This window comes from Rhodopirellula maiorica SM1 (genome assembly GCF_000346295.1).
Classification (GTDB): Bacteria; Planctomycetota; Planctomycetia; order Pirellulales; family Pirellulaceae; genus Novipirellula; species Novipirellula maiorica.
Genome location: NZ_ANOG01000614.1, coordinates 1 through 22,144 on the forward strand (window position 1 = coordinate 1; position 22,144 = coordinate 22,144).

At 54.1% G+C, this 22,144-nt stretch carries 15 protein-coding genes and 1 pseudogene; 4 read left to right on the forward strand and 12 right to left on the reverse strand.

The window, feature by feature from the left end; all coding sequences use genetic code 11:
- Positions 1 to 69 precede the first annotated feature (69 nt).
- Complete coding sequence (locus tag RMSM_RS42800; protein ID WP_052031712.1) at positions 70 to 3,594, forward strand: DUF1592 domain-containing protein; 3,525 nt, start codon at positions 70 to 72, stop codon at positions 3,592 to 3,594.
- A 391-nt stretch (positions 3,595 to 3,985) separates the two neighbouring features.
- Here the strand turns inward: RMSM_RS42800 and RMSM_RS19620 are convergent, their stop codons facing one another.
- The 8 genes from RMSM_RS19620 to RMSM_RS19655 form a co-directional block, all read right to left on the reverse strand.
- Positions 3,986 to 4,372, reverse strand: a complete 387-nt coding sequence (locus tag RMSM_RS19620; RefSeq protein ID WP_040768307.1) for a hypothetical protein — start codon at positions 4,370 to 4,372, stop codon at positions 3,986 to 3,988.
- A gap of 55 nt (positions 4,373 to 4,427) precedes the next feature.
- Positions 4,428 to 5,258 carry a manganese catalase family protein gene (locus RMSM_RS19625; protein ID WP_008700063.1) on the reverse strand — a complete coding sequence of 277 codons (831 nt, stop codon included), beginning with the start codon at positions 5,256 to 5,258 and terminating at the stop codon, positions 4,428 to 4,430.
- A gap of 888 nt (positions 5,259 to 6,146) precedes the next feature.
- Positions 6,147 to 8,165 (reverse strand): sulfatase family protein, encoded by a 2,019-nt coding sequence (locus RMSM_RS19630; protein WP_008700067.1) that lies wholly within the window; start codon positions 8,163 to 8,165, stop codon positions 6,147 to 6,149.
- A 38-nt stretch (positions 8,166 to 8,203) separates the two neighbouring features.
- The gene (locus RMSM_RS19635) at positions 8,204 to 9,835 is read right to left on the reverse strand and encodes a dienelactone hydrolase family protein (RefSeq protein ID WP_236622218.1); all 1,632 of its coding nucleotides are present in this window, start codon (positions 9,833 to 9,835) and stop codon (positions 8,204 to 8,206) included.
- A 348-nt stretch (positions 9,836 to 10,183) separates the two neighbouring features.
- Entirely contained in the window at positions 10,184 to 12,076 is a 1,893-nt protein-coding gene (locus RMSM_RS19640; RefSeq protein ID WP_144057789.1) for a sulfatase-like hydrolase/transferase, read from the reverse strand.
- Between the two features lie 345 nt (positions 12,077 to 12,421).
- Positions 12,422 to 12,670, reverse strand: a complete 249-nt coding sequence (locus tag RMSM_RS39980) for a sulfatase-like hydrolase/transferase (protein WP_008700077.1) — start codon at positions 12,668 to 12,670, stop codon at positions 12,422 to 12,424.
- A gap of 174 nt (positions 12,671 to 12,844) precedes the next feature.
- Positions 12,845 to 14,305, reverse strand: coding sequence for a sulfatase-like hydrolase/transferase (locus tag RMSM_RS19650; protein WP_008700079.1), 1,461 nt, complete (start codon positions 14,303 to 14,305; stop codon positions 12,845 to 12,847).
- A gap of 14 nt (positions 14,306 to 14,319) precedes the next feature.
- On the reverse strand, positions 14,320 to 14,508 hold the full coding sequence (locus RMSM_RS19655; RefSeq protein ID WP_008700082.1) for a glycoside hydrolase family protein: 189 nt from the start codon (positions 14,506 to 14,508) through the stop codon (positions 14,320 to 14,322).
- Positions 14,509 to 14,789: 281 nt separating this feature from the next.
- On the opposite strand from RMSM_RS19655, the pseudogene RMSM_RS43810 reads away from it, so the two are divergent.
- Positions 14,790 to 14,888, forward strand: a pseudogene (locus RMSM_RS43810) (CatB-related O-acetyltransferase); the annotation flags it as partial.
- A gap of 1,279 nt (positions 14,889 to 16,167) precedes the next feature.
- A complete protein-coding gene (locus RMSM_RS19670; protein ID WP_008700090.1) occupies positions 16,168 to 16,632 on the forward strand; it encodes a DUF1569 domain-containing protein in 465 nt (154 codons plus the stop codon).
- Between the two features lie 207 nt (positions 16,633 to 16,839).
- Here RMSM_RS19670 and RMSM_RS37135 read toward each other — a convergent pair whose 3' ends face one another.
- The 4 genes from RMSM_RS37135 to RMSM_RS19690 all read right to left on the reverse strand — a co-directional run bounded on the left by RMSM_RS37135 (position 16,840) and on the right by RMSM_RS19690 (position 20,744).
- Positions 16,840 to 17,895: a DMP19 family protein gene (locus RMSM_RS37135; RefSeq protein ID WP_160168332.1), complete on the reverse strand. Its 1,056-nt coding sequence runs from the start codon at positions 17,893 to 17,895 to the stop codon at positions 16,840 to 16,842.
- Positions 17,896 to 18,920: 1,025 nt separating this feature from the next.
- A complete protein-coding gene (locus RMSM_RS19680) occupies positions 18,921 to 19,268 on the reverse strand; it encodes a hypothetical protein (protein WP_008700096.1) in 348 nt (115 codons plus the stop codon).
- Between the two features lie 290 nt (positions 19,269 to 19,558).
- Positions 19,559 to 20,107 (reverse strand): hypothetical protein, encoded by a 549-nt coding sequence (locus tag RMSM_RS19685; protein ID WP_144057790.1) that lies wholly within the window; start codon positions 20,105 to 20,107, stop codon positions 19,559 to 19,561.
- A gap of 94 nt (positions 20,108 to 20,201) precedes the next feature.
- Positions 20,202 to 20,744 (reverse strand): DUF4240 domain-containing protein, encoded by a 543-nt coding sequence (locus tag RMSM_RS19690; RefSeq protein WP_008700099.1) that lies wholly within the window; start codon positions 20,742 to 20,744, stop codon positions 20,202 to 20,204.
- Positions 20,745 to 21,228: 484 nt separating this feature from the next.
- On the opposite strand from RMSM_RS19690, the gene RMSM_RS19695 reads away from it, so the two are divergent.
- The gene (locus tag RMSM_RS19695) at positions 21,229 to 21,666 is read left to right on the forward strand and encodes a hypothetical protein (protein WP_008700101.1); all 438 of its coding nucleotides are present in this window, start codon (positions 21,229 to 21,231) and stop codon (positions 21,664 to 21,666) included.
- Positions 21,667 to 22,144 lie beyond the last annotated feature (478 nt).

Here is a 22,144-nt window from a genome sequence, read left to right on the forward strand (position 1 = left end):
GGTTTGTAAAACGACTCCGGACTCGGAGAGTCGGGCTACGACGAAGAGCGACATCATCATTCAAGTCCAATGAATAATAAAATCCCTCTACCTCTGTTCCTTTGCCTGTTATTTGCTGCCCCAACGCAATCCGCCCCGCCCGAAGCGCGGCTTCCCGAAAAACATCAGGCGTTCTTCCAAGCACATTGTTTCGACTGTCACGATTCCGGGACGCAGGAAGGCCAGGTCGATCTGGAAACACTGCCATTCCGCATCACTACCCTCCAGCAGGCGGAACTCTGGCAGAAAGTTCTCAACGCACTGAACGCTGGCGAAATGCCGCCGGAAGATTCCGAACAGCCGGACAACACGGAGAAAGCGGATTTCCTTGATGATCTGGCTCGAACGATGGTAACCGCGCGGCAGACGCTGTCGGATTCAGGCGGCAAGATCACGATGCGTCGACTCAACCGGCGCGAGTACCAGAACACCATCGAACATCTGACCGGCGTCACAGTCGATGTCGGTTCGCTGCCCAGCGACGGTGGATCGGGAACGTTTGATACCGTCGGTGCATCGCAATTTATCTCCAGTGATCAGTTCGAACAGTATCTGAAGCTGGGACGCCAAGCCGTTGATGAAGCCTTCGTGCGCCAGGCGGCCCGGAAATCAGAGTCGGCGGAATCAGAGTCGATGGAATCGATAATCGTCCGAGTCGAACCTGAAACGACGATTAATCCGGCGAACGAAAAACAGATCGCGGACATTGAAGACGAATATGCCCGCTTCACCCGCTGGAAAATGGGAGTGGACGAAGCCGCTAAGACTGCTGAGAATCAGGCGAGGATCGCGGAGATTCGTAAAACGGATCGGTTTATCGACCACCCCACTCGCTTCTACGCTTACGCCGACCGCCTTGACGGAACACCTGATCCGAAAGAGTTCGGTTTTCGGGACTCGCAAAAAGCCGCTGCCGGCAATCCCGATGCCGATCGGCGCAACCTGGCCTATCACAAGCAATACGCGAGCCTGCCACATCGTGATCGCGGAGCCTATTTGAAGCTCGCCCACGGAACGGGCCGAGTCATCGTCGCACCCGAGAAACTTCCTCTTGGAAAGTACATCTTGCGAGTCCGCGTGGGCGCGGTCGAAGGCACACCCGCCTCGCGACGTTTCATCCAGGTGGGGCATCCTCAACGCCAAATCGCTTCCCGAAACTGGGGACTCGAAGGCCGGGCGATCAGCAGTCACCAGGTCACCGGAACCATCGAGAATCCCGAAACGATCGAAATGCCACTTGAGGTCACCGCCAATACGATTCGCGAGTTCGCGGTGCAGGAGAAACAGCCCAACAACGGCAACCTCAAAGCCCTCTGGGATGCGCACAACAAGTGGAAGAAAAAAAACGGCTACGGCCACCCGCCCGCCATCTGGATCGACTGGGTCGAACTCGAAGGACCTCACGCCGCACCCCGCAAACAATGGATTCAACGCCGCGAAGTTGAACTGCATGCCAATGCAAAGGTTGGTGGCACGTACAACGGTTACTTTAAACGCGGCCATGACAGAGCGAAAGCGTTTCTGGAGACTGGCAAGCCGCAGAAGGGGATCGTTGATGAACAGGAAGCGAAGTTCCGCATACGTCAGTTCGATGAAAACGGGCCAACCTATCGTCGATACCTCGATGATCCGCTCACGAAAACCGGATCGTTCCTGACCATCACCCCGGTCAACAAAGAAGAGTTCATCGCGCTGCCACCGGAACAACCCTCTGGCTGGCGAAAAACAAGGCACGTTGTGGAGTCCCTGCCCGCGGGTGACTACAAGCTGCGATTTCGCATTGGTGCCGTCGAGGGAACGCCGAGTGAACGTCACTTTGTCGATCTTGGTGCCGTTCCGGGTAAGGACCAGTTCAATCATCTGGCGACCTTCCAGATCACGGGGTCGACGGACAAGCCTCAGATTATCGAAGTACCGGTTCAACTTTCGGGTAACGGCCCACGCAAATTCGCTTTGCGCGAGAAGCGTGACCCGAAGATGGATAACGCACGCTACAGAGCTGCCAAGAAAGAAACCGGAATCGGGCCAATTCCTGCTCTTTGGGTCGACTGGGTCGAATGGGAAGGTCCGTTTGATAGTTCAACGACGCGATCGCCGTTGCAGGCGATTCTTGAGGAGCACGCTGCCCGGACTGAGTCGTACAATGGCCTTTCAAGGCCGTCCAGTGCTGAATCGACAGGCTTGGAAGCCTATCGTACTGGGACGTTGTCCGAACGTGCTCGCGTCATCCTGACCGACTTTGCTAAGACGGCGTTTCGGGATGTGTCGCCAGAGTCCGATTTCATCGACAAGCTTGTTGCAATTTATGAATCGCGTCGCAAAGCCGGAGATTCTTTTGATGTGGCAATTCGAACGCCGCTCAGTGTTATTCTTGCTTCGCCCGGTTTTCTCTATCTCTACGAACCAGGTGACGAAGCCAATCGACGTCAGCTCAATGATCGCGAGCTCGCCGTGCGGCTTTCCTACTTCCTCTGGAGTGGACCGCCGGATGCGGAACTGCTACGGCTCGCAGAACAGAACAAGCTGCATCTCCCGAAAACGCTTCGTCAGCAGGTTGATCGACTGATTGCTGATCCACGCAGCGATGAATTCGTGGCCGGCTTTGTCCACCAATGGTTGGACATGGAGCGACTCGATTTCTTTCAGTTCGACGTCAACCTGCACCGGGATTTTGATGAAAGCACCAGGGCAGCCACGCGTGAAGAGGTTTATCAGTCGTTCGCCCACCTGCTGCGTAGCCCAAGTCCCAGTAGCCCGACACTCAGTAGCCTGACTCTCCGAGTCGGGCCTAGCAAATTGCCCGACTCGGAGAGTCAGGCTACTCGTTACTCTGCTGCCGGACGGCTGGGGAAGCTGCTGAAGAGCGACTATGTGTTCGTCAACGGCCTGCTCGCCACCTACTACGGCATCGAAGGCGTCACGGGTGACAAGTTCCGTAAAGTCAAACTGCCCGCCGACTCGCCGCGAGGTGGATTACTCGGCATGGCCGCCATCCACGCGATGGGCAGCGACGGCGTCGTTAGCAGTCCTGTCGAACGTGGTGCCTGGGTCTTGCGTCACCTCTTGAACGATCCACCACCGCCAGCACCACCGAACGTCCCGCAACTTTCACGGCTGAATGACCAGGTGCTCACCACACGCCAGCGGCTGCTTGCCCATCAGCAAGAAGCCCAGTGCGCTAGTTGCCACCGCAAGATCGATCCGATCGGTTTCGGGCTGGAGAACTGGAACGCTGCCGGTAAGTGGCGCACCGCGGACCATGCCGGAGGAAAAGGGAAGAAAGGAAAGACCTGGACCATCGACGCCTCGGGTGCATTCCACAACGGACCAGCCTTCGGCGACTACCACGAACTACGCGACCTGATCGCAGATCGAGAAGAAGACTTCGCCCGCGGATTCACCGAACACCTGATCGAGTACGCGTTAGGCCGCCCGTTCGGATTCACCGACGAGGACCTGGCAAACGAAATTGTCAGCTCCGCGAAGAGCAAAGAGTTCGCCGTCAGCGAGTTCATTCACGCACTCGTTCAAAGCAAATCGTTCCAGACGAAATGACCCGTAGCCCGACTCTCCGAGTCGGGCCGCACCCAGAGTTAGCCCCCAACCCCGGTTTACCAACCACCCCACCCGACTCCGGCGCGACTTATTCAAGCAAATTCGCTACTTGCGCGGCGGAGTTCTTAAAAGCGTTGAAGCCAGCAGCAGGACCTTGGTAGCGAACGATGACATCCCCGTCGGACGCAACTTCCGAGACCCTTGGAACAGCGAACCGTCCCTGCGGATTTCTCAATCGCCTCATGCGATAATTCAGTCACCATCCAAGCCAGTCCCATCCAATCGTCAGGATGCTTGGGAAGAGTCGAATAATGATTACAAAAATCCGCCACGACCGAAAACGATCGTGGCGGATTCCAAATTTTCGCAAAACGGTGGCGAACTGCCCGGCTTAGCCAGACACGCCTACGTGCAGAAGGCTCAGTTGTACGTCACTTTGAGGCTGTCCCAAAAAGTGAATCGTGATCTCTGCTCCAGGCTGGCCGTCACGTACAGACGGAGCCGCGTACACGGAGGTGATTGCCGGGTTCTTCGGATCCTGCGACGTGAGTGTGCAGAACACATGTCCAGAACGAACGCGTGTTGGCACAAATTCACGCAACTGATTCGCTCGTTTGTCCTGCAACGAACTTTGCGGGGAAAGTGTTAGCTCCGAGCAAAACACGTCCGTCACCGAAGCACTGTTGTCGGAAGCTTGCGCTGGACGGCTTGCCAGAAAGCCTGCTAAACCACCGACGCCAGCGGTTAGCACCGTGCCGACCGCTTCACGTCGTTTCATACCACTTTTCATCATGTCTCCTTCGAATCGACTGACCTAGGGTTCAAGCTTACAGCTACTTCGTCATCTGATCTTTCTGAGCCGCCGTCTTCGGCGAAGCGGCACCCAACTGCGGTTTATCACCCAGTGGTCGCATTCTGACCACCGAGTTGGAACCTTTTCCGTCAAACGACTTGCCCTTGGTCCATTCGCCGCTTGGCGTTTTAAAGTCATCGCCAATGCCGAAGGACATGAACGCGTACGCGTAATCACCGTTCTCCTTCTCTTGTGGGAACGAGTTCGGGATCGGATGATTCTCCGGACCACCTAACTCTTCCCAAGCCGCGAGCCATTGATTTTGGTGCATGGTGTCGCGTGCGATCATGTAACTCAACATATCTTTCATGCCAGGATCGTCGGTCATTTTCCACAACTGAACCGCCAGCATGCGTCCGGTCGATTCCGCAGTCGCGTTGGCCAACATGTCGGCGGCCACGTTTCCGCTCGCGTACACGTGGCTGCAATTGAACGGCACGCCTTCGCTGTCGACCGGCATCGCGGCCATACAGGTGCCGATCGCATGTTGAATATTCATGCCACCCATTGCCGCCATCACCAGCGGGTCTTTCGCTGCTTCCTCTTGTTCCAGAGGCGCACCTTCCAGGTTCAATGCCACCGCGGTTGCCAGCATTTCAATATGGGCCATCTCTTCGGTACCCGTTTCGAGCAACATGTCTCGATACTTCGCTGGCCCCCGTGCGCCCCAAGCCTGAAAAAGATATTGCAAGCAAACGCGAACTTCACCCTGGATACCACCAATCGCTTGCTGGAGCGCTTTGGCAAAGATTGGGCTTGGTTTTTCAACGCGAACCGGATATTGAAGCTTGCCGCCGTCGTGATAGAACATACCAGACCTTTCATGTTAAACGTGGGAAGAAGAGTTTCTCCATTTGACGCATCGACTCGAGCAAGTCATGCGCCATCTCACTTCATCTCCGGTCACATCAAACGATTTTTTTAGCGAAGCCCAACCGGTCAGACTCACCGAGTCGCACCCACATCCTCACCGTAATGGACAGGGCCACGAGTCCCGTCATCTCGCAAAATCGCGGGGACTCGTAACCTCATCCACTACCTCCAAAGCGTCACCGTAGGGCCCATGTCCATCCAAAAACATTTAAAACGCCGAAGCTATTTCCGAACGTTTACCTAGACTCGCTGCGACGTTGAGTTGGATGACGAAGCCCCTGAGGATCGAAAGGAAGGCTGATGATCCCCCCAGCACCAAGTTTTGCTACGCCGACGGCGATGTTCAGTTCCGTTGTCTTCAACATATATCCGGCCGACTATGACGATGCCGAATATGAGCTGGTGCTCGCGGACGAAATCGAAGTTCGCGACTACTACCTAGAAGAGAACGTTTTCTGGGTTCCCGCTCTGGCTCGTTGGGAGACGATTCAACAGAGTGCTCCATTCGCTGCCGGAACGGAAACCACTGTCAAGAATGGGACGAGCAAGAAGAGCGTTCCAACACCCACGAAGAGGCAAGGCGTTCCAGCCACGAAGTGGCGATATGATGTAGCCATGGGCGTCAGCCCATGGAAACGGAATCCGCGCTGCGCCGATAGTCCCGAAGGGACGACAGGAACCATCACGCCACCAATGCATGTCGCCCCTCCGGGGCTTCGTGATCATGTTCGTTTTCGCATCCACGGGTTGGCACCCGTGGCTACAGCATGCCGTCCCTTCGGGACTAAGGAAATCTGGCGAATCTCACTACCGTTCAAACACGACGCTACCTTGTCGCTTCCGCTAAGAGTTCCTCCGTCTTTTTTCTCAGCTTGGATAGAAGCTCAGCGTATTCCGGATTGGAGACAAGGTTGTTCTGTTCGTGAGGATCCGCGTCCAGATCGTACAGTTCTTCGATCACCGGGGTGTGCTCGTAATAACTGAAATATTTGTAGCGATCCGTCCGTACGCCTCGAGTGCGATAAGATCGGTTTCCAGCAATGATCTCGTCGTTGATCTTGGCGATATCAGCATGCTTGTTCCTAGCGGACGAGAAGATTTCTTGTAGAAAGAAGTTCTCGATCAGAACCGCATCACGCCACTGCGACATATCCTGCGTGCCGCTGAGCAGTCCGCTCAAGTCACGCCCTTTCATGATCTCCGGAGCCTCGACGCCTGCCAGCGAAAGAATCGTCGGCGCGACATCGACGGAGGAAACCATCGCATCCACCCTGCGCCCACGCTGTGATTGTGGCGCCCTTCCATCGAAAACGATCAACGGCTCTTTCATCGCCTCGTCGTAGAGAATCGCTTTGTCATACAGTCCTTGTGAGCCGTGGAAGCGACCATTGTCACTGGTGTAGATAACGATGGTGTTTTCCAACACACCCATCTCTTCGAGCTTCGTCATCAACCGGCCCACTTGCTGATCGACGGAATAGCCCTGAACTGCAAAGCGGCGAGCGAGCCTTTGATACAACTCGGGTGTTGAGGTTCTTGCCACATGCAGATACGTGCCTCGGCAATGGTCCAGCACTTTGGGAAGCCTCTCGCTTTTCCCTTCCACCCAGTTCTCAGGTACCCACATCTGCTTGTCTCTGAAGATTTCCACGTGCGGAGGATACATGTCACTATCCCGATCGTTCTTTACCGCGTCGAAACTAATAGACAGACAGAAAGGTTGCTGTTTCGGTTGTGTCTCCAAGAAACGGATCATCGCGTCACCCTTCTTCAGAGTGCGCTCATTGGCTGGGCGGTCACCGCGATAGATCTGTTTCAAACCAGGATCGTCACTTGGCACGGCCACACGGTTTCCTTCAACAAAATAGTCAAAGTGCTCGATGGCCGTGTTGCGTGAGTCTTCCAAACGGATTCCAAACTTACCCACGAAGCCCGTGCGATATCCCACTTGTCTCAGCTTGGCAGGATAGCTTTCGGCAAACTCTTCTTTGGGCAGTGTTCGATTGTAGGGATACGTGAACCCGGATCGGTGATCCGAAAAGTAGCGTCCGGTAAACATCGTCGCACGACTGGGCATGCAAATCGCCACCGCGTAATACGCATTGTCAAAGACCACGCCTTGCGCAGCGAGCTTGTCAATGTTCGGAGTGACCACGTCGGTTCTGCCGTAACAACCGAGCGTGTCCCAACGCTGGTCATCGGTCATCAGGAAGACGATATTGGGCCGCTTGATCGCCGCAAAAGCCTTTTCAGCCTCAGTCAATTCGGCCTCGACAGCAAGCTCTTGAAAGGCGGTGTTTTCACCACCACCTAAATCGCTCACCGGTGAAACCGCCCAGACGATCCAACGGAAATTTCCCAGTGATGCATCGTCGGTAGCCCGCAGAGACGCGGCGGTAAACTTGCCCTCACTGCCGCTGGTGTCGATCCTGCCAAGCTCGGTGAACTTGCTCAGGTCCCAACCGGGGTCGGTGGAGGAACGGCTGCCGTAGATCGTCAGCTTTTGCGTGCTGCGTTTGCTCGCTTGGTTGTGCGACCAACTGGTGATAGCCGATACGGGCTTGACCGCGCCCAGATCCATTTTGTAGGCACCGTTTCGAACCCCATTTCCAAAGATCGGCCCAAAGCCAGCAGCGAGCTTGCCATCGGTCAACACACGTAATGAGTCATTGCTTGTCTTCTGATTGGTCGTGATCGGTTGGCGGGATGCAGCAGGCAACTGCAATTTCACAAAACCGCTTGCCGCCAAGGCGGTTTCAATCACCACGTTTGAATCCGCATGCGCAAGACTTGCACTCAGCAAGACAAACAAAATGGGTAGTGAACTCGACTGTATCGTTTTCATGTTTTCTCTTCGCAATCATTTCAGGTAGGGCAGAAGTGTCATCTGGAATTCATCCAGCGAAGATTGCGGAACTCGGGATCGTCACCGCTCCACGTTCCTCCCAAGTTCAAGGTTTCGTCTTTGCCGTTCACTTTTTCTTTCAGCCTGTCGTCGGCCGCGAGCCGCAGTTCACGAATGCCTTCCCAACCGGCAAGCCCTTCACCCGCTGCATTGGAAAAGTCTGCGAGCGATAAAATCACTTCCTGCCACTTCCCGTTGCCCTGCACTTCCACCTCGGTGGCATATTCGTCAATTCCGACCACCATGGTATTTGCTTCGGCTGCTTTTACTTCAAAAGCCAGCTTCGCACCTGCGGGGGCCTTCCATCGCGGATCATAGACCTTGTGTGTATTGCGTCCCCACTGGTCCGGTCGATAGGAGAACAAACCCTTTTGCCAATCGCCGTCAAACGATTCGATCACTAGCGATGGTTCAAGCGTTGATTCCACTCCGGCCACTTTCAGCTTTTCCACCGAGACCCTCTCCATTTTCGAAGAGAGATTGAACTGGTCGGTGGTGTATTCGCGGTAGTAATAGCCGGCACCGCTCACCGGTTGATCCAGCGGATAGAGCACGTTGGCGTAAACCCAGAGCGGCTTGTCGATTCCAAATAGTGGCAGGTCTGCCGTCCAGACATCGCCCTGCTTCACCGCTTTGGCATGATGCCAGTACCGCGCTTTGGTGTTTTCACGATCATCCATCTTGCCGTCCATCTGTCCATGGCGGGTATAGAAGACATCGACCGCCAAGACCGGCTTCGACTGATCAGGCGTCACGGTAAATTGTGGGATTTTCCCCAGTTTCAATTCAGTTACGGGTGTTTTCGGCCATTCGAAAGAACCCTTCAAGTGCTCGTCAAACCATAGCTGCGAGGCCACTTCGTAGTTCTTCGTATCCTGATGGTTATGATGCGGGGCGCAGGTTACACGCCAGTCATCGGTCTGGATCTCGGTAACGGCAGTCTGCAAATCATCGATGCGTCCGTGAAAATCGTTGGCTGGACTTTGAAACAGGATCGGGCAATGAATATTGTTCAGATAGACGTCATCGCCAAGTGTCGCGCGGAACAAGGGATCGTCGTTATCACGATCGCTGATCCCGCCACAGGAAGGCACCGCTGCTTTCACACGTGCATCGGATCCGGCGGTCATCACAGTCAGCTTCCCACCCATGGAATGTCCGTAAACTCCTAGCCGGTCGGCATCCACGTGTGGTTGCTGTTCCAAAAAAGTAAGTGCCCGTCGTGCGGCAAGAGTACACAAGAACCAGCCGTTGTTCCGTGGCGACTTCACTTCATCCAGCGTCCAGGAAGCCGGTTCCGGAATTTTGGGAAACCTATTGTTCGCATTCCGCGATGGCGCATGATAGCCATCCACTGCACCCCAGTCGGTCGTCAAGTGATAGTTCGGATCGTCCGTTTTTCCCTCCCAAAACAGTTTGACTACAGCGGGTGATACCTTGTAATCGGGAGCACTGATGCGGCCCGCCCAGGAGATTGAAATGGTGGCATAGCCCCGCTTTGCGTTGGCTAGCGGCGCGCGATAATCCGCATATTGCCCACCCCCGTGAATCTGCAGCAGTCCCGGAAGATTTTTTCCATCCTTGGGGAATCCATAGACACCGGCCAGCATCGCTGTTTCTCCGTTGAAGATTCCGATGCGGAATCGCAACACTTGCAAGACGACACCTTCCTGTTCCCACTCCTTCAGGATTTCAACGTCCAATGGTTCGGCGCGAGGATCAAAAGCCGCCCAAAGTTCTTGATGGGATTGCGGAGCCGGCGATCCGCCCAGGGGCGGCAACGTCTCTTGGGCAATCGCAGCGCCGCTGCAAATCAGAATCGCTACGCATATCGTTTTTAAGAAAATCTTATTCACCGCTTTTCCTGAGTTCGATATTGTCAACATCGTCTTGCCCCTCGTACTTTCCCGGCGACACCATTTTTCTGCTCGCCTTTGTTCTGCCATTCTCCCGCGCTCTCACCAGCCATTGAGTTCAGCGATGCGGCCGAAGATTCCGATGCCATATTTGCCTTTCCGCGTCCTGCCCTGGTCAATGTACTTCTTGACCAGCGGAAGAGCCGGCTCGCCGATCCAGTCGATGACGTTTTCGAGCATCGTTTCGTTGTTCGTTCCATCGAACAGCAGTTCGTCCAGGCAGGCGATCCCTTTGTCCGATTGCCCCAGATTGATCAGCGTCCAAGCGGCCATCATGCGGACTTCGTGGGCATCGTCTTGCAAGGCACGTTCCAAGTCGGCCGCGGCGGGACGGGCGTCGTCGCCCAGCAGGTGGATTCCGACGACTGCCCACCAACGCATCGCCTCGTCTGAATCGGCCATCTGATTGACAAGCGATTGCAACCGACCTTTGTCCCGGGCGAGCGCTACGTCGGCGGCGTCCAGGTATTTTTCCAACGGGTACAAAGATTCGTCCCGCACCATTGCGTAAAGTGTCATGTTGTTGGCCGCGGCGCGACGATCACGCATCTTTTCGGGCATCAATCCCGAGTCACGCAGTTCCAACTGCTTGGCCCGCAGCGCTTGCTTCAACTCGGCAATCTTCTGTTGATGCTCGGGAGCGTCGATCAAGTTGTGGACGTTATCGAAATCGACCTCGGTGTCGTAAAACTCTTCGGAGACGCGGGGGCGGAAGAATCGTCCGGTGATGGCGTTGGTTTTGCCATCGCGATGGTGCTGTTCCCAGGCCGGCGTCAGTGGCGCTTTCCAGAGATACGCCAGGTGTTGTCCGGCAGGTGCGTAAGGCATGTAGTTTTTGTGATAGGCGAAACGCTCGTCACGCATCAAACGCACATTGTCCAGTCGTTCGTCGGCGCGTTCACGGAAACCGAGGTGATACTTCGGCGCCGGTTCGGTGCCGCCCCCCAGAAAAATGGTGCCTTGGAATTGATCGGGAATGGGGGCACCGGCCAAGCTGAGCCAGGTTTTGGGCATGTCGACAAAACTGACGATCCGATCGACCGTCATGCCAGGTTTTTCGGCCGGATAAAACTGTTTCCATTTCTCCGGAATTCTGACGACCAGCGGGCAATGCACGCCGCTGGAATAAAGGAACCGTTTGCTCCGCGCCATCACGCCGCCGTGGTCGGAGTTGTAAATGATGATCGTGTCGTCGTAGAGCCCGTCTTTTTTGAGTTCTTCGAGCGTGTCATGGACCTTGCGATCCATGTTCTCGACCGCGTCGGCGTACTTCGCATAATTCTTGCGGATCACGGGCAGATCGGGATGGTAAGAAAATAGTTTCATCTTGGCCGGATCGTTCTTGGTGTTTTCGACGTTGCCGTGGGCGCGACTTTCATGGCTGTCCGTAAAGTTAACGACGGCAAAGAACGGCTGTCCCGGTCTCCGATGTTTCCAACCGTACTGTGACTTGCCCTTGCCGCCCTTGAAGTCCCAGCACTCTTTGTCGCCACGACCGCCGATGTTGTAATCCGTCTTGCCGGGATTGGAGGTGTGATAACCGGCCTGGCGCAACAGGTCGGGGTAGTACTTGATCTTGTCGTGCGGGATCTCATTCCGGCTGCGCATCGGTTGGGTGCCGTTGGAGATCGCATACATGCCGGTGATCCAGCAGGAACGTGTCGGAGCGCAGACGGCGGCGTTGTCAAAGCAATGTGTGTAGCGAAATCCTTCTTTGGCCAGTTGGTCGATCGCCGGGGTTTGGGCGTTGGTGCCTCCGTAACAACTGACCCAGGAGACGCCGTTATCCTCGCTAGTGATCCAGAGGATGTTGGGACGATCAGCTGCCCCGGCGACATCGCCGACCGCTGGGATCGTCAGTAAGCAGGCGAACACGATGGCGCAGGTTGATCTGGTGGAAAAGGGTTTTAGCGATTGAAAGCGAATCAAAGACAAGGCGGGGTTCCTGTGTGGGGGGAGAACGTCTCGGTGCGCGGTGGCGATGAGGAACGCATTGTCACCGAAGCCGAGTCGGCCGTCAACAAAACACGGGCGGGTCTACCCGCAGGCGTTCCGCGTTTTCTGGCGGCGACGCGGCTCGTCTGCAGCTCGCCAGTTCGCCGTGGCGTTTTTATCTTCGGGCGTGGCCACCGACGTTCGCCGGTATCGCCGTTTCGGTGCAGAGGTTAATCCAATCGAGGTCACGAACAATACGACGAAAGTCGCTCCGGTCGCGCCACCAAGGACATCAACTCGACCGCAAAAGACGATAATAGACCTTGTTTTTGACATCGAGAAAGCTCATTCGACGGTTTCAATCCCGACGAGGTTTGACGAGCATGGTGACTTGCGTACCGAACGGTTGCAGACAGGACTAGCGGCATGAACGTTAGTGAAATTCACTGACAAGGCGGCGAGTCGATCCAGGTTGGGTGTCCTGACATCCGGGTGCCCACCGAGAATGGCGACGTAATCGTTCAGGTGATCAATCGTAATGAAAAGCACATCCGGCCGGTTGGGCTCGGCGGTCGCGATGCTTGAGAAGCTCACGCAAGCAGTGAATAGCCAAATTGCGATGTGTCTTAATCTTGGTTGATACAACGCTATCGATCTTGCGTATCGGCAGAAAAATAGTGGCAGGAAGATTCGAGCATGAACATTTTCCTGCCACCATCTTCCTGCCAAACGTTCTTTACCCAGCCCTGAACTGCTTTGACAGTGGCCTCACTTCTTCGAGCTCCCGACAAGCTTGTTGGGATACTCAGGGTCGAGCTTCCAGTTCTTCGGCGGTACGAAACCGGCTTTTCCGACTCGATACCTTGGAACCGAACGCTTCGGTTGTAGGGTTCGATGTTGAACGAGTAGCTCACCGAGCTTTCGAACCATCTCCGGATGGTGGTCCTTCACATCGTTTTCTTCCAAGGGGTCCGTGGAGATCTGAAACAACTCGATCTGCCGTGAGTCGTCCGTCAACTGATCGACGCTTGTCAGTCGGGGACCATTGACCTTCAGCTTCCAACCGGACTCGATGACCGCAAGATGCTCCGCTTCTTCGCCGCCTTGACCGTGATAAGAATACCATGCCCGGTCACTCGTCTTGTCGGCTTCTCCGGTCAACAGATCGGTCAGGTCGATCCCATCGAGCGGCTGAGCGGACATAGTGGATGCATTGTGACCGGCTATCGAAACCAAAGTTGGTAACAAGTCGATGTACCCACAAATAAATTCGCTCTTTCGACCCGGTTGGATTTTTGCCGGCCAACGTACGCAGGCCGGCACTCGAATCCCACCGTCGTAAACCGTCAACTTTGCGCCACGTAGCGGAGTATTCAAATTTTTCAAATTACTGACGCCACCGTTGTCACTGAAAAACCAAACGATCGTGTTGTCGGCTTCTCCCGATGACTCGATTGCATCGAGGATTTGACCGATGCCTTCGTCCATCCGCCCAATCATCGCCTTGTAGATTTCGCGGTACTCTTCGCTCTTCGACGCGTCGCCACTTAGACTTCCGTATTTTGCGATTGCTTCATCCGGTGCTTGAAACGGTGAATGCGGCGCGTTGAATGGCACGTAGCAGAAGTAGGGCGAATCGGCTTTGGCCTGCCGAGTGATCCAGTCGGCGGCGGCATCCGCGATCAGGTCCGTCGCGTAACCTTGTTCGTCGGAAGGTTCATAGCCAACGTGCCAGTCACGAGTCTCCTCACGAGTCAACTCAAAGTAATCGATCGCGCCGTTGTAGTGGCCGTGAAAGTGGGTAAAGCCCTGGGCCAGTGGATGCCACTTTGCTCTTCGATGCCCGAGGTGCCACTTGCCGAAAACGGCTCGGTGTTCGTAACCAAATTGCCCGAGCATTTCACCAATCGTGGTCTCCGACGGGGGCAGCCCGAAGTCACGCTGCGGCGGAATCACCGCTCTCGCTAGACCGAAACGGATTGGGTAGCGGCCTGTCATGAACCCCGCCCGTGTCGGACTGCACATTGGGGCTACGTAAAAGCGGTCTAATTCCAAGCCGTTCGACGCGATCGAATCAATGTTGGCCGTCTGGAATTCGTCATTGTGGTAGCCAACTGCGTTCCATCCCAAGTCATCGGCCAGAAGCACGACGATGTTGGGCTGTTGGGCGGCAACGCGTGCCTGTGGGACCAGAACAAGCAGCGACAGTAACGTGAGGATGGATTTCATTGTCGATTCCAGGACTATTTCTTTTTGCTTGTGGCGAGGAGTTGTTCGAGAACCTCCTCCGAAACGGGAAACGGAGTTCCATGGCGGATACCCTTGGGCATGACCAGCTTGTCGGTGACGGAGGTCCAGTTCTCGAAATCTCGAGTCTTCAGGCCTTCGTATTGTTTGCGGGTGTAGGCATCGAAATAGAGGAGCCATTCCATTTCAAAACTTCCTATATTGATGACGCGGTTAATCGTACTAAAAAATACGCATCAAACCATGAACCAATGCGTCGCAATCCTGCAATATTTTGTCACGGCAGGGAGATGAGCGTTTGGATTAGCTTGGGTCATTGTTCTTTCGAAACTCAGTGGTCGATACGCCGGAAACTTTTTTAAAGGGTGTGAAGAAGTCGGCGGGATTAGGCATTGTATTCGGTGTTCGGGCGAAGTTGCCGTTTCATATTGGCACCATCTTGATGCTACCGCTCAGATTAGAGCGTTTGCGGATCGGCAAGTTCTGTCAAATCGCACACGGCGTACGCCTGATCACCAGCTCAGCCAATCGCGACATGAGCGGGTTTTCGACCTACCCGTTCAACAACATCGAAAAGATCGAAGCCAACATCGATGCGATTGTCGGTGGCAGCATCGAAGCTCTGCAACGTGCTAGCCATCCCAACTAACAACTGAGGATAGATAGGAGTTTTGTCAAACTTCGATTTCGGTGTAGTGGATTTCGCCAGAAATCCGAAGTCGCTAGCTTTCATGTAGTGGACTTCGCCAGAAGTCCTCGCTGTAGTTGAAAACGCAACAAGGAAAAGGAATTCTGGCGAATCCCACTACGGCAATTCGATCGACTGCTTTCGAGAAGGCTCAATTCTACATACCACGTTTCTTGACGTTGATGTTGATCCAGCCAATCGGCTTGGTCTTGGGAATGGTTGCACGTTCGCTTTCTAAGTAGCGCGAAAGATCCTCAGCAACTTCCGGATACGACTCAACCACATTTTCGCTCTGAGCAGAATCCTCACCAAGGTTGTACAGCTGAGATTTCGGGGCTTTGTAGCCTGACTCTCCGAGTCGGGCCTTCGCACTGCCCGACTCGGAGAATCAGGCTACGTTGCCCTCTCCGTACAAAACCAATGAGAAGAGAACCATGCGTCAACCTCCGATTCGGTGATTTCAAATATCGACGGCGACTCGTCTTGAGTCGCAGCCTCAGTGCCAATGCTGCAGCGAATGGATTTCGGCTTTTTCCGCTTCGGCTTGTGTTTACGTTTTTTGCGTTTTATGAATCCGACCATCTAGAGCACGGGGTGGTACAGTCAAACGAGCACCACATGATGCCCAGTGGGGCAGATCTGCAACCCTCGCTGATCCTGACGGAAACTGCGTGCTCTTGACGGAGCGCCACCCGCAAGTTGTTGTTAACGGATGACGATGTGCCTACCACCGTGAGCGATCACTGATGTCGTAGCCAAGTCCCTCCAGTATTCGTGTGGTTTCGCTGTAGAGATTCCAATGCCGGTCGCCCCAGCGCTCATTCAGCTCTGCTTTCGACAGCCTAACAAGTTCGTCAGTGTCAGAAATTTGGCCTTGTTCAAAAGATCTTCTCGCTTTCGACGTAACACCAAGATCGTTGATCCGCTTTTTGATACGAACAATCGGCTCATCGATCTCAGAAGGAGATGGTGTCCTCGTACCGATCCGTTTGCTTGACACCGAAGACTGCCAACGAACATACTCTCGGGACTTAACAAGGTCGTATTATCCGGTCGGTATGACGGATACTGTTTTTGTCTGCCATTCTACCGCTTTTATTCTGCAATGACCTGTTACAAAAACATCGAGAGAGAACTCTGAATGCCTCAAAGACGAATGGATCTGTGCTTTCCCAATTTGAACGCCGCTTGCGAGGACGTTCGTCACTTGCGTCAAGTTGGCAATGAGTTGTCTGGGCAATGGAGTCTCGCCCAGATTCTCGACCACCTGAATCTTTCGTTGCAGATGACGCTCACCGGTGCTGAGTTCACGTTCCCTGTTCTTTTGCGGCCACTGTTTCGAGTGATGTTCAGCCGCACGTTGCGTGTTGGGAAGCCGTCGAAATTGCGTGGAAAGGCTCCAAAGCAGATTCAGCCGTCCGCACATCTTGATGAAGAATTCTGTGCGAATCGCTTTTATGAACTTTGCGATACCCTAATGCAGCCCGACACCAAATTCGTTGAGACCTATCCGATGCTCGGGCGGTTAAACCGGGAGCAGTGGCTTCTATTGCAGCAGTGGCATTGCGCTCATCATTTGAGTTTTGCAGTGCCCCACGAACCTCGTTCAAACATCGCCTAATCACCCTCAACAAGGAGAAGAGAAATGAAAAGGGTTCGGTGGGTGGTTGGTTAGATAAATGGTTGGTTAGATGTTTCGACGGCCTACGTAGCTCGATTCGTCGCTGGTCGCTAGTTCCGTTGCCGCATTCGCTAGTTTCACGATGTCAGGCGTCTCGTCTCGAATCATGACAGTCGTTCCAAAATAATTTGATGATGGACGCTATCGCTATTTGAACTTGTCTGCGTTTTTAATCACGAATCGTCGTGACAGTACTTCGACGCTCTCATTTGCTGCGTAGTACTTTGAGTCGTATTCATCGAATGCCTTCTCGTTGTTCGCGTACACAGCAGCCAGTTGCTCCTGTCGCTTCTCTCGATCAGGGAACGGTTTCTCGTCCCCGAACAAGCTCAAGACGCCCTCAAATGTCGGTAGCCGCTCCGTCGATCCCATCGCCTTCAGACCTTCGCGAGCGACTTGCCAGTTGTTGCCTGCTGAGTTGAAAAAGTACTGAGAATGCCCGCCATTATTGACCTCGGCATCCAGCCAAAACACTGCTGAGTACATTTGCTGCTCTTTATTCAGAGACTCCCAGCCGCTGGATTTCTCTTTTGCCCAAATCCGGTCTTCGAAGTTTTGCAGGTCATGACTGGCTATCAACCCTCGGGCAGCCCCTTCGGACACATGATCGTCGGAGTGATTGCTGTACTCCTCCAGGACAGCGATATCCTCCGCCATCTTGTGTTTGCCGAGCAATGCGAGCGACTCGCCCAAAGCGTAGTTGATGGGGTACTTCATGTCTCGGTCGGCGTACGTCAGAATCAGTGACCTGACCGTATTCCGCTCGATTTGCAGATTGAATTGATTGATCACCCGTAGAATTTCGTGAAGATACCTTTTGTCGGTATCGAGAATTTCCTCCGATAGAAGGAACGATTCAGCTCGCGAAAAATTAACTTGCGTCAGGATGCGGGCGGCATCGTCAACATTTCGATCCTGCCGAATTAGAGACTCGAGTGATGGTACCACGCCTGTGGCTACAGTCGGCGACAGCTTGTTGGCTTCTATCGCCCTCTGCATACCCATCAGGGCGTAAGAGCGAACATACTCGTCTTCGTCATTGAGCCCTTGCTCGATGACAGGTAAGGATTCGGCCGAGCCTGTTTCGGCGATGGCCAAGATACAACTCTTGCGAATCTCGTCGGACTCGTGAGCAAGGAATGGTTGCAGCAACGGAAATGCCTCCGCTGGCATGTTCCCTTTGAACAATTCACAGACTCGCATAACGGGGGCCTCCTCTAAAAGATCTCCCTGCTGCAGCCTGGCTAGCCGCTCCTGCTTCGAATTGTCCCTTAGGATTGACAACAACGCATCATTCGTCCGAGGCGATAAAGATTTGAGTGCTCGGCCCAGGCCCCAAAGTTCTCGTGGCGTTTCGGGAGCGAAAACGTACCTAACAACGTTGCTTCGAATCTCTTCGGCATTCCACGCTTCTGCCTGCTTTGCGGTCGCGTCGACTTCCTCATGCTCGGCGATCATGTCGTTCCAAAGTTCTGGATTCTTCACGAACTCTCTGAACCCCGGTTGCTTTTGCGTTTGGCCTGCGTCAGTCCTCATGAAGTGACGAATTGCGAGGCCAACGACCAGAATGATGACGACGACAACAAAAAACTTGGTCACGTAGCATTTTCCTTTTGCAAAATTGGCAATCCGCATTGTTAAAACATTCGCAATGCGGGGCCGGTTCCAGGCTCAAAGCCAAGTTCGGCCAAATCGCTTGCGATCTGCTCTACGTTCTCGAGCAACGCTGGCATCAGAAGCTCGCTCTCGCCGAGTGTTTAGTGAACACTACCGTCCAGGCGACGCTGGCAATACTGGACAGCTTTATCCATCCGACGATGACATTCTAACCGAATTCATATTCGGACAATCAAAACTAACTGTGCCTAATGAGGCGGCTGGTCCGGTGCCCCCGGTTGTAAACGCTTTTTTGATGGAGGCCCCGTTCGCCCAGGGTGGCCAGCTTCCTGGCCGCTTCTGGTCGCCCACGCTCGACCTTGTCGCGTTTTATCTCGCCCGTGTCACGTTTTATCTCGCTCTTGGCCCGGATACGGCTTCTCCGCCTCAACCGCCAGCCTCGTTCACGGGAAACATAGTCCGTCGTTGTAAATCCGTGTCAGTGTTATCTCGATCCATGATCGACTCGATGTTTATCGACTCTCGCTCGACTACGTTGCCGCTGCGTTTGACGTTTCCAAATCGCTGGGCGGACTACATCGCCACGCCCGCGACCAATGGCTTCGAGCGGCTCAATCGATTCCGCTGAACATTGCCGAAGGCAACGGTCCATCAGAATGGTCGTGTGATATCTCCCAGTCAACGAAAAAACGCCGCGATAGTTCGCACAGGACTTCAAGTACGTCGTTGAGCGTACCGTCGGGAAGACCCTCCGATTTCGCGGAAGCAACGTCATCGGGATGAGGAGAGAAGTTGGGCTTACTGGCGCCGACAAGCGTTCCATTCTCATTCATCAAGTAGGGCGGTTCGCAGCTGAGCCAAGTACGCCCGTTGGACAAGTTATTCGCCGCGCCGATCATCTCTCGTTGCAACGCAGGCGAGACTTGTTCTGTTGTTTGGTATGCGACGGCAAATCCCATATTTCTATCCTCACGAACGTCGGAGGTCACCCGGCACAGACGGAAAAGCGACCATCGTTAAAATAGTATTTTTAAGTTGCTCGGGTGGCACCGTGATTGTTCGCCTCACACGTTGCACCATGTTTCACAGCCGAGCACTCCCGGCCGGAGGATTGTATCGCCAACGGAATCCGGAATCAATCGATCGTGAGTGGAAAGGGCAGCCCGACATTCGACCCACATACCCTGCTTTTATATCGCCGAATGAACCGACATTGTGCGAGCGCCTCTGCGTTGACGAACGCTCAGAGTCACCGGGCCGGCGGTGACGACTCTCCACTTGATACCGGCTCGGCTGCCGGCACCGCTGAACGCGAGGGTTCGGATGCGGTTCTCTGAATCCCCTGCTGTGAAGCCATCAGAAAGCGAAGTTTGTTGGATTCATCGTCTCGCCATACCCTATACAGTTTTCGTTGTAGCCCAGAGTCGAACAACGAATCGAACCGTTTATCCATTCGTGCAATGCACGTATTGCGATCGGCTGGATCAATGGCTCCGTTCCCGCGTACGTATGCGTCAAGCCAGTCATAGACAAACGCACGCAAAGCGTCGAGCGTCCCCGGCATTTGTTCGGGCCGTACAGCTGCAATGCGGAACAGCGATTCAGCCGACGGCCCCACGTACTTAATTTCGTAGAACGCGCCCGCTCGTTGCTTGTAGAACGGGTTGTTTTGACTGAACTGATTGTCGACGTCGACAATCGACCGGTCGACGGGGAAGACGACAAGTTTACGTGGATCGTCAGCGAGCAATTGTCCGCAGAACGCGACGAGCACCGAAATTGCTAGGAATGTTCTCATGATGTTAATGCCGAACGGCGGGTATCACCGAGGACGCGCGAAAGATCATCCATTGCCATAACGCTCGGCTCGCGTCCTTCGATGGATGTCATGGTTATACCCCGTATCGAGCTTCGGCCGCAATCAGTTTTGGAAATCGCGTGGGCAGTTCTTCTTCTTCCCATTCTTCTCCTGCGGGTGAAACTGGATGTTTGAATTTCGTGATTCCAGCATCATCCTCGGACGCATTCATGCCACGCAAAACACTATGCGCAATGTAGCCGGATTCCTCAAAGCGAGTGACCTCAATGCCGGGCGCGAATGCGACGTCGGCAAGCGATTCGACATCTGTTATCGCATTGCAGTAGACATCGCGGCCCATCGAGATCAGCCAGTATCGAAAGTCACAAAAGCCATCGTCGCTGCATCCGCCTTCGATTATGTAGCCAGCCGCCCACAAGTCCCATTGGTAAGCGTCGTGGAACAGATTGGTGAGCGTGTTGGCAAACGAGCCGACATCTTGAGCGGACAATTCAGACAGGGCATCGCGAAGCCTTGCGACCTGTGAGTCCATGTTTCCATCACGACGGTTCGGATCGAATTCGGAACGCGACTCGGCAATAATGGTCCAGAACCGTTCGTCGTTCATCAACGTCATACAAAACTCCACTCAGTAGCAATTTCACTCGGAATAACGTCGCCGATCTCGGGGCTGCGACGTCTTTAGCGACAGAACGTTGGTGGTCACCTGGTCCGAGCGGATGAGCCACCATCAGGTAGAGTAATTTCGAGGACGCAGGTGCAACACTTGCGGGCAAAAAATAACGGACAAAAATTTCAAGAAATGATTCGGGAGATCGAAACGCCGACTGCTTTCTACCCTGAATCCATCTTTTTGCCCCCCATGTTTTTGCCGCTAATGCAGTATGAAAAGTGTGTTGATATAGCGCAACTTATTCCATGCCAGAACTACCTTACTATCACTGGATCAGTCGGGTGATATAAGCGAATTCGATATCACGCGGGAGAGAGTGACTCGAGTGATATAGGGTTTTACAACTCGAGAGCATGATTTGCCGGAAGTCCTGCTGGAGACGCATTGCCGCCTCGGAGTCAGTCAACACGGAACTCAGGAAGCCTACGTGCAACGGTTTAGGGAGGTAAAGCATCTCGTCTGGCGATGGCGCGAAGAGTACCCCGGTATCCAGATCAAGATTCGGCAATCGCATCGTGGCTGGATGCGGCAGTATCGAGTTGAAGACGGCAAGCCGATGCCTTTCGAGTCAAATCCCGAGTCTGCCTACCGCATCTGCATGCAGAAAACTTGCACACAGTCGTTTCGCGAACGCTTGTGGAAATGTCCCGCGTTGGCCTACTTTGCACTGATGGAACAACGACTGAAACTCGATACCATCTCGGCGTGGCAACTTTTTCGCGACTACAAGGCATGCCCTGCATCGGCCAGTGATGAGGAACTGCAAACGTTCGTCGAGGCGAAAGCGATCCCGCAATGTGGACTGTGCCCAAGCAAACGTGTGCCGTTCAAACATCGAGATCCAACCCAGAGTGGAAAGATCTGATTCCGTACCCTTTCGGTTTCGACTACGGGGTTCACTTGGAAATTACTGTGGTGGATACCAAAGTCCATTGCTGTGAGTATTTATCAGGTTTCTCGGCGTTTAATGAAATAGAACACGGTGCCAGCGCATCTCTATTTTTGTGCAAGCGAGATTTTACGCGAACCATTGTGACGCGAACGCGTCTATCTCTCCGAACACACAAGTCACATTCACGCCACGAGCGAGTAACGAGCTTTCTGATGTTTTTACAAATGAAAACCCAATCCAGTCGACTCGAACAGATACACGAAGGCAATATCTTCGGCGCCCCTGTCCATAGTGACAGCCCGTTGAATGACAATGCCCCGGCGTATCCGCGTCTGATGTGACACTCGCTTTCATTAGCGAAAGCCTTCTTTATGAAGGCCCCACATCAGGCTCATCGGTCGCGTCAGACCGGGGGGCCTTTTTTCGTGTCCGCACCGAACGGGCAACCCTT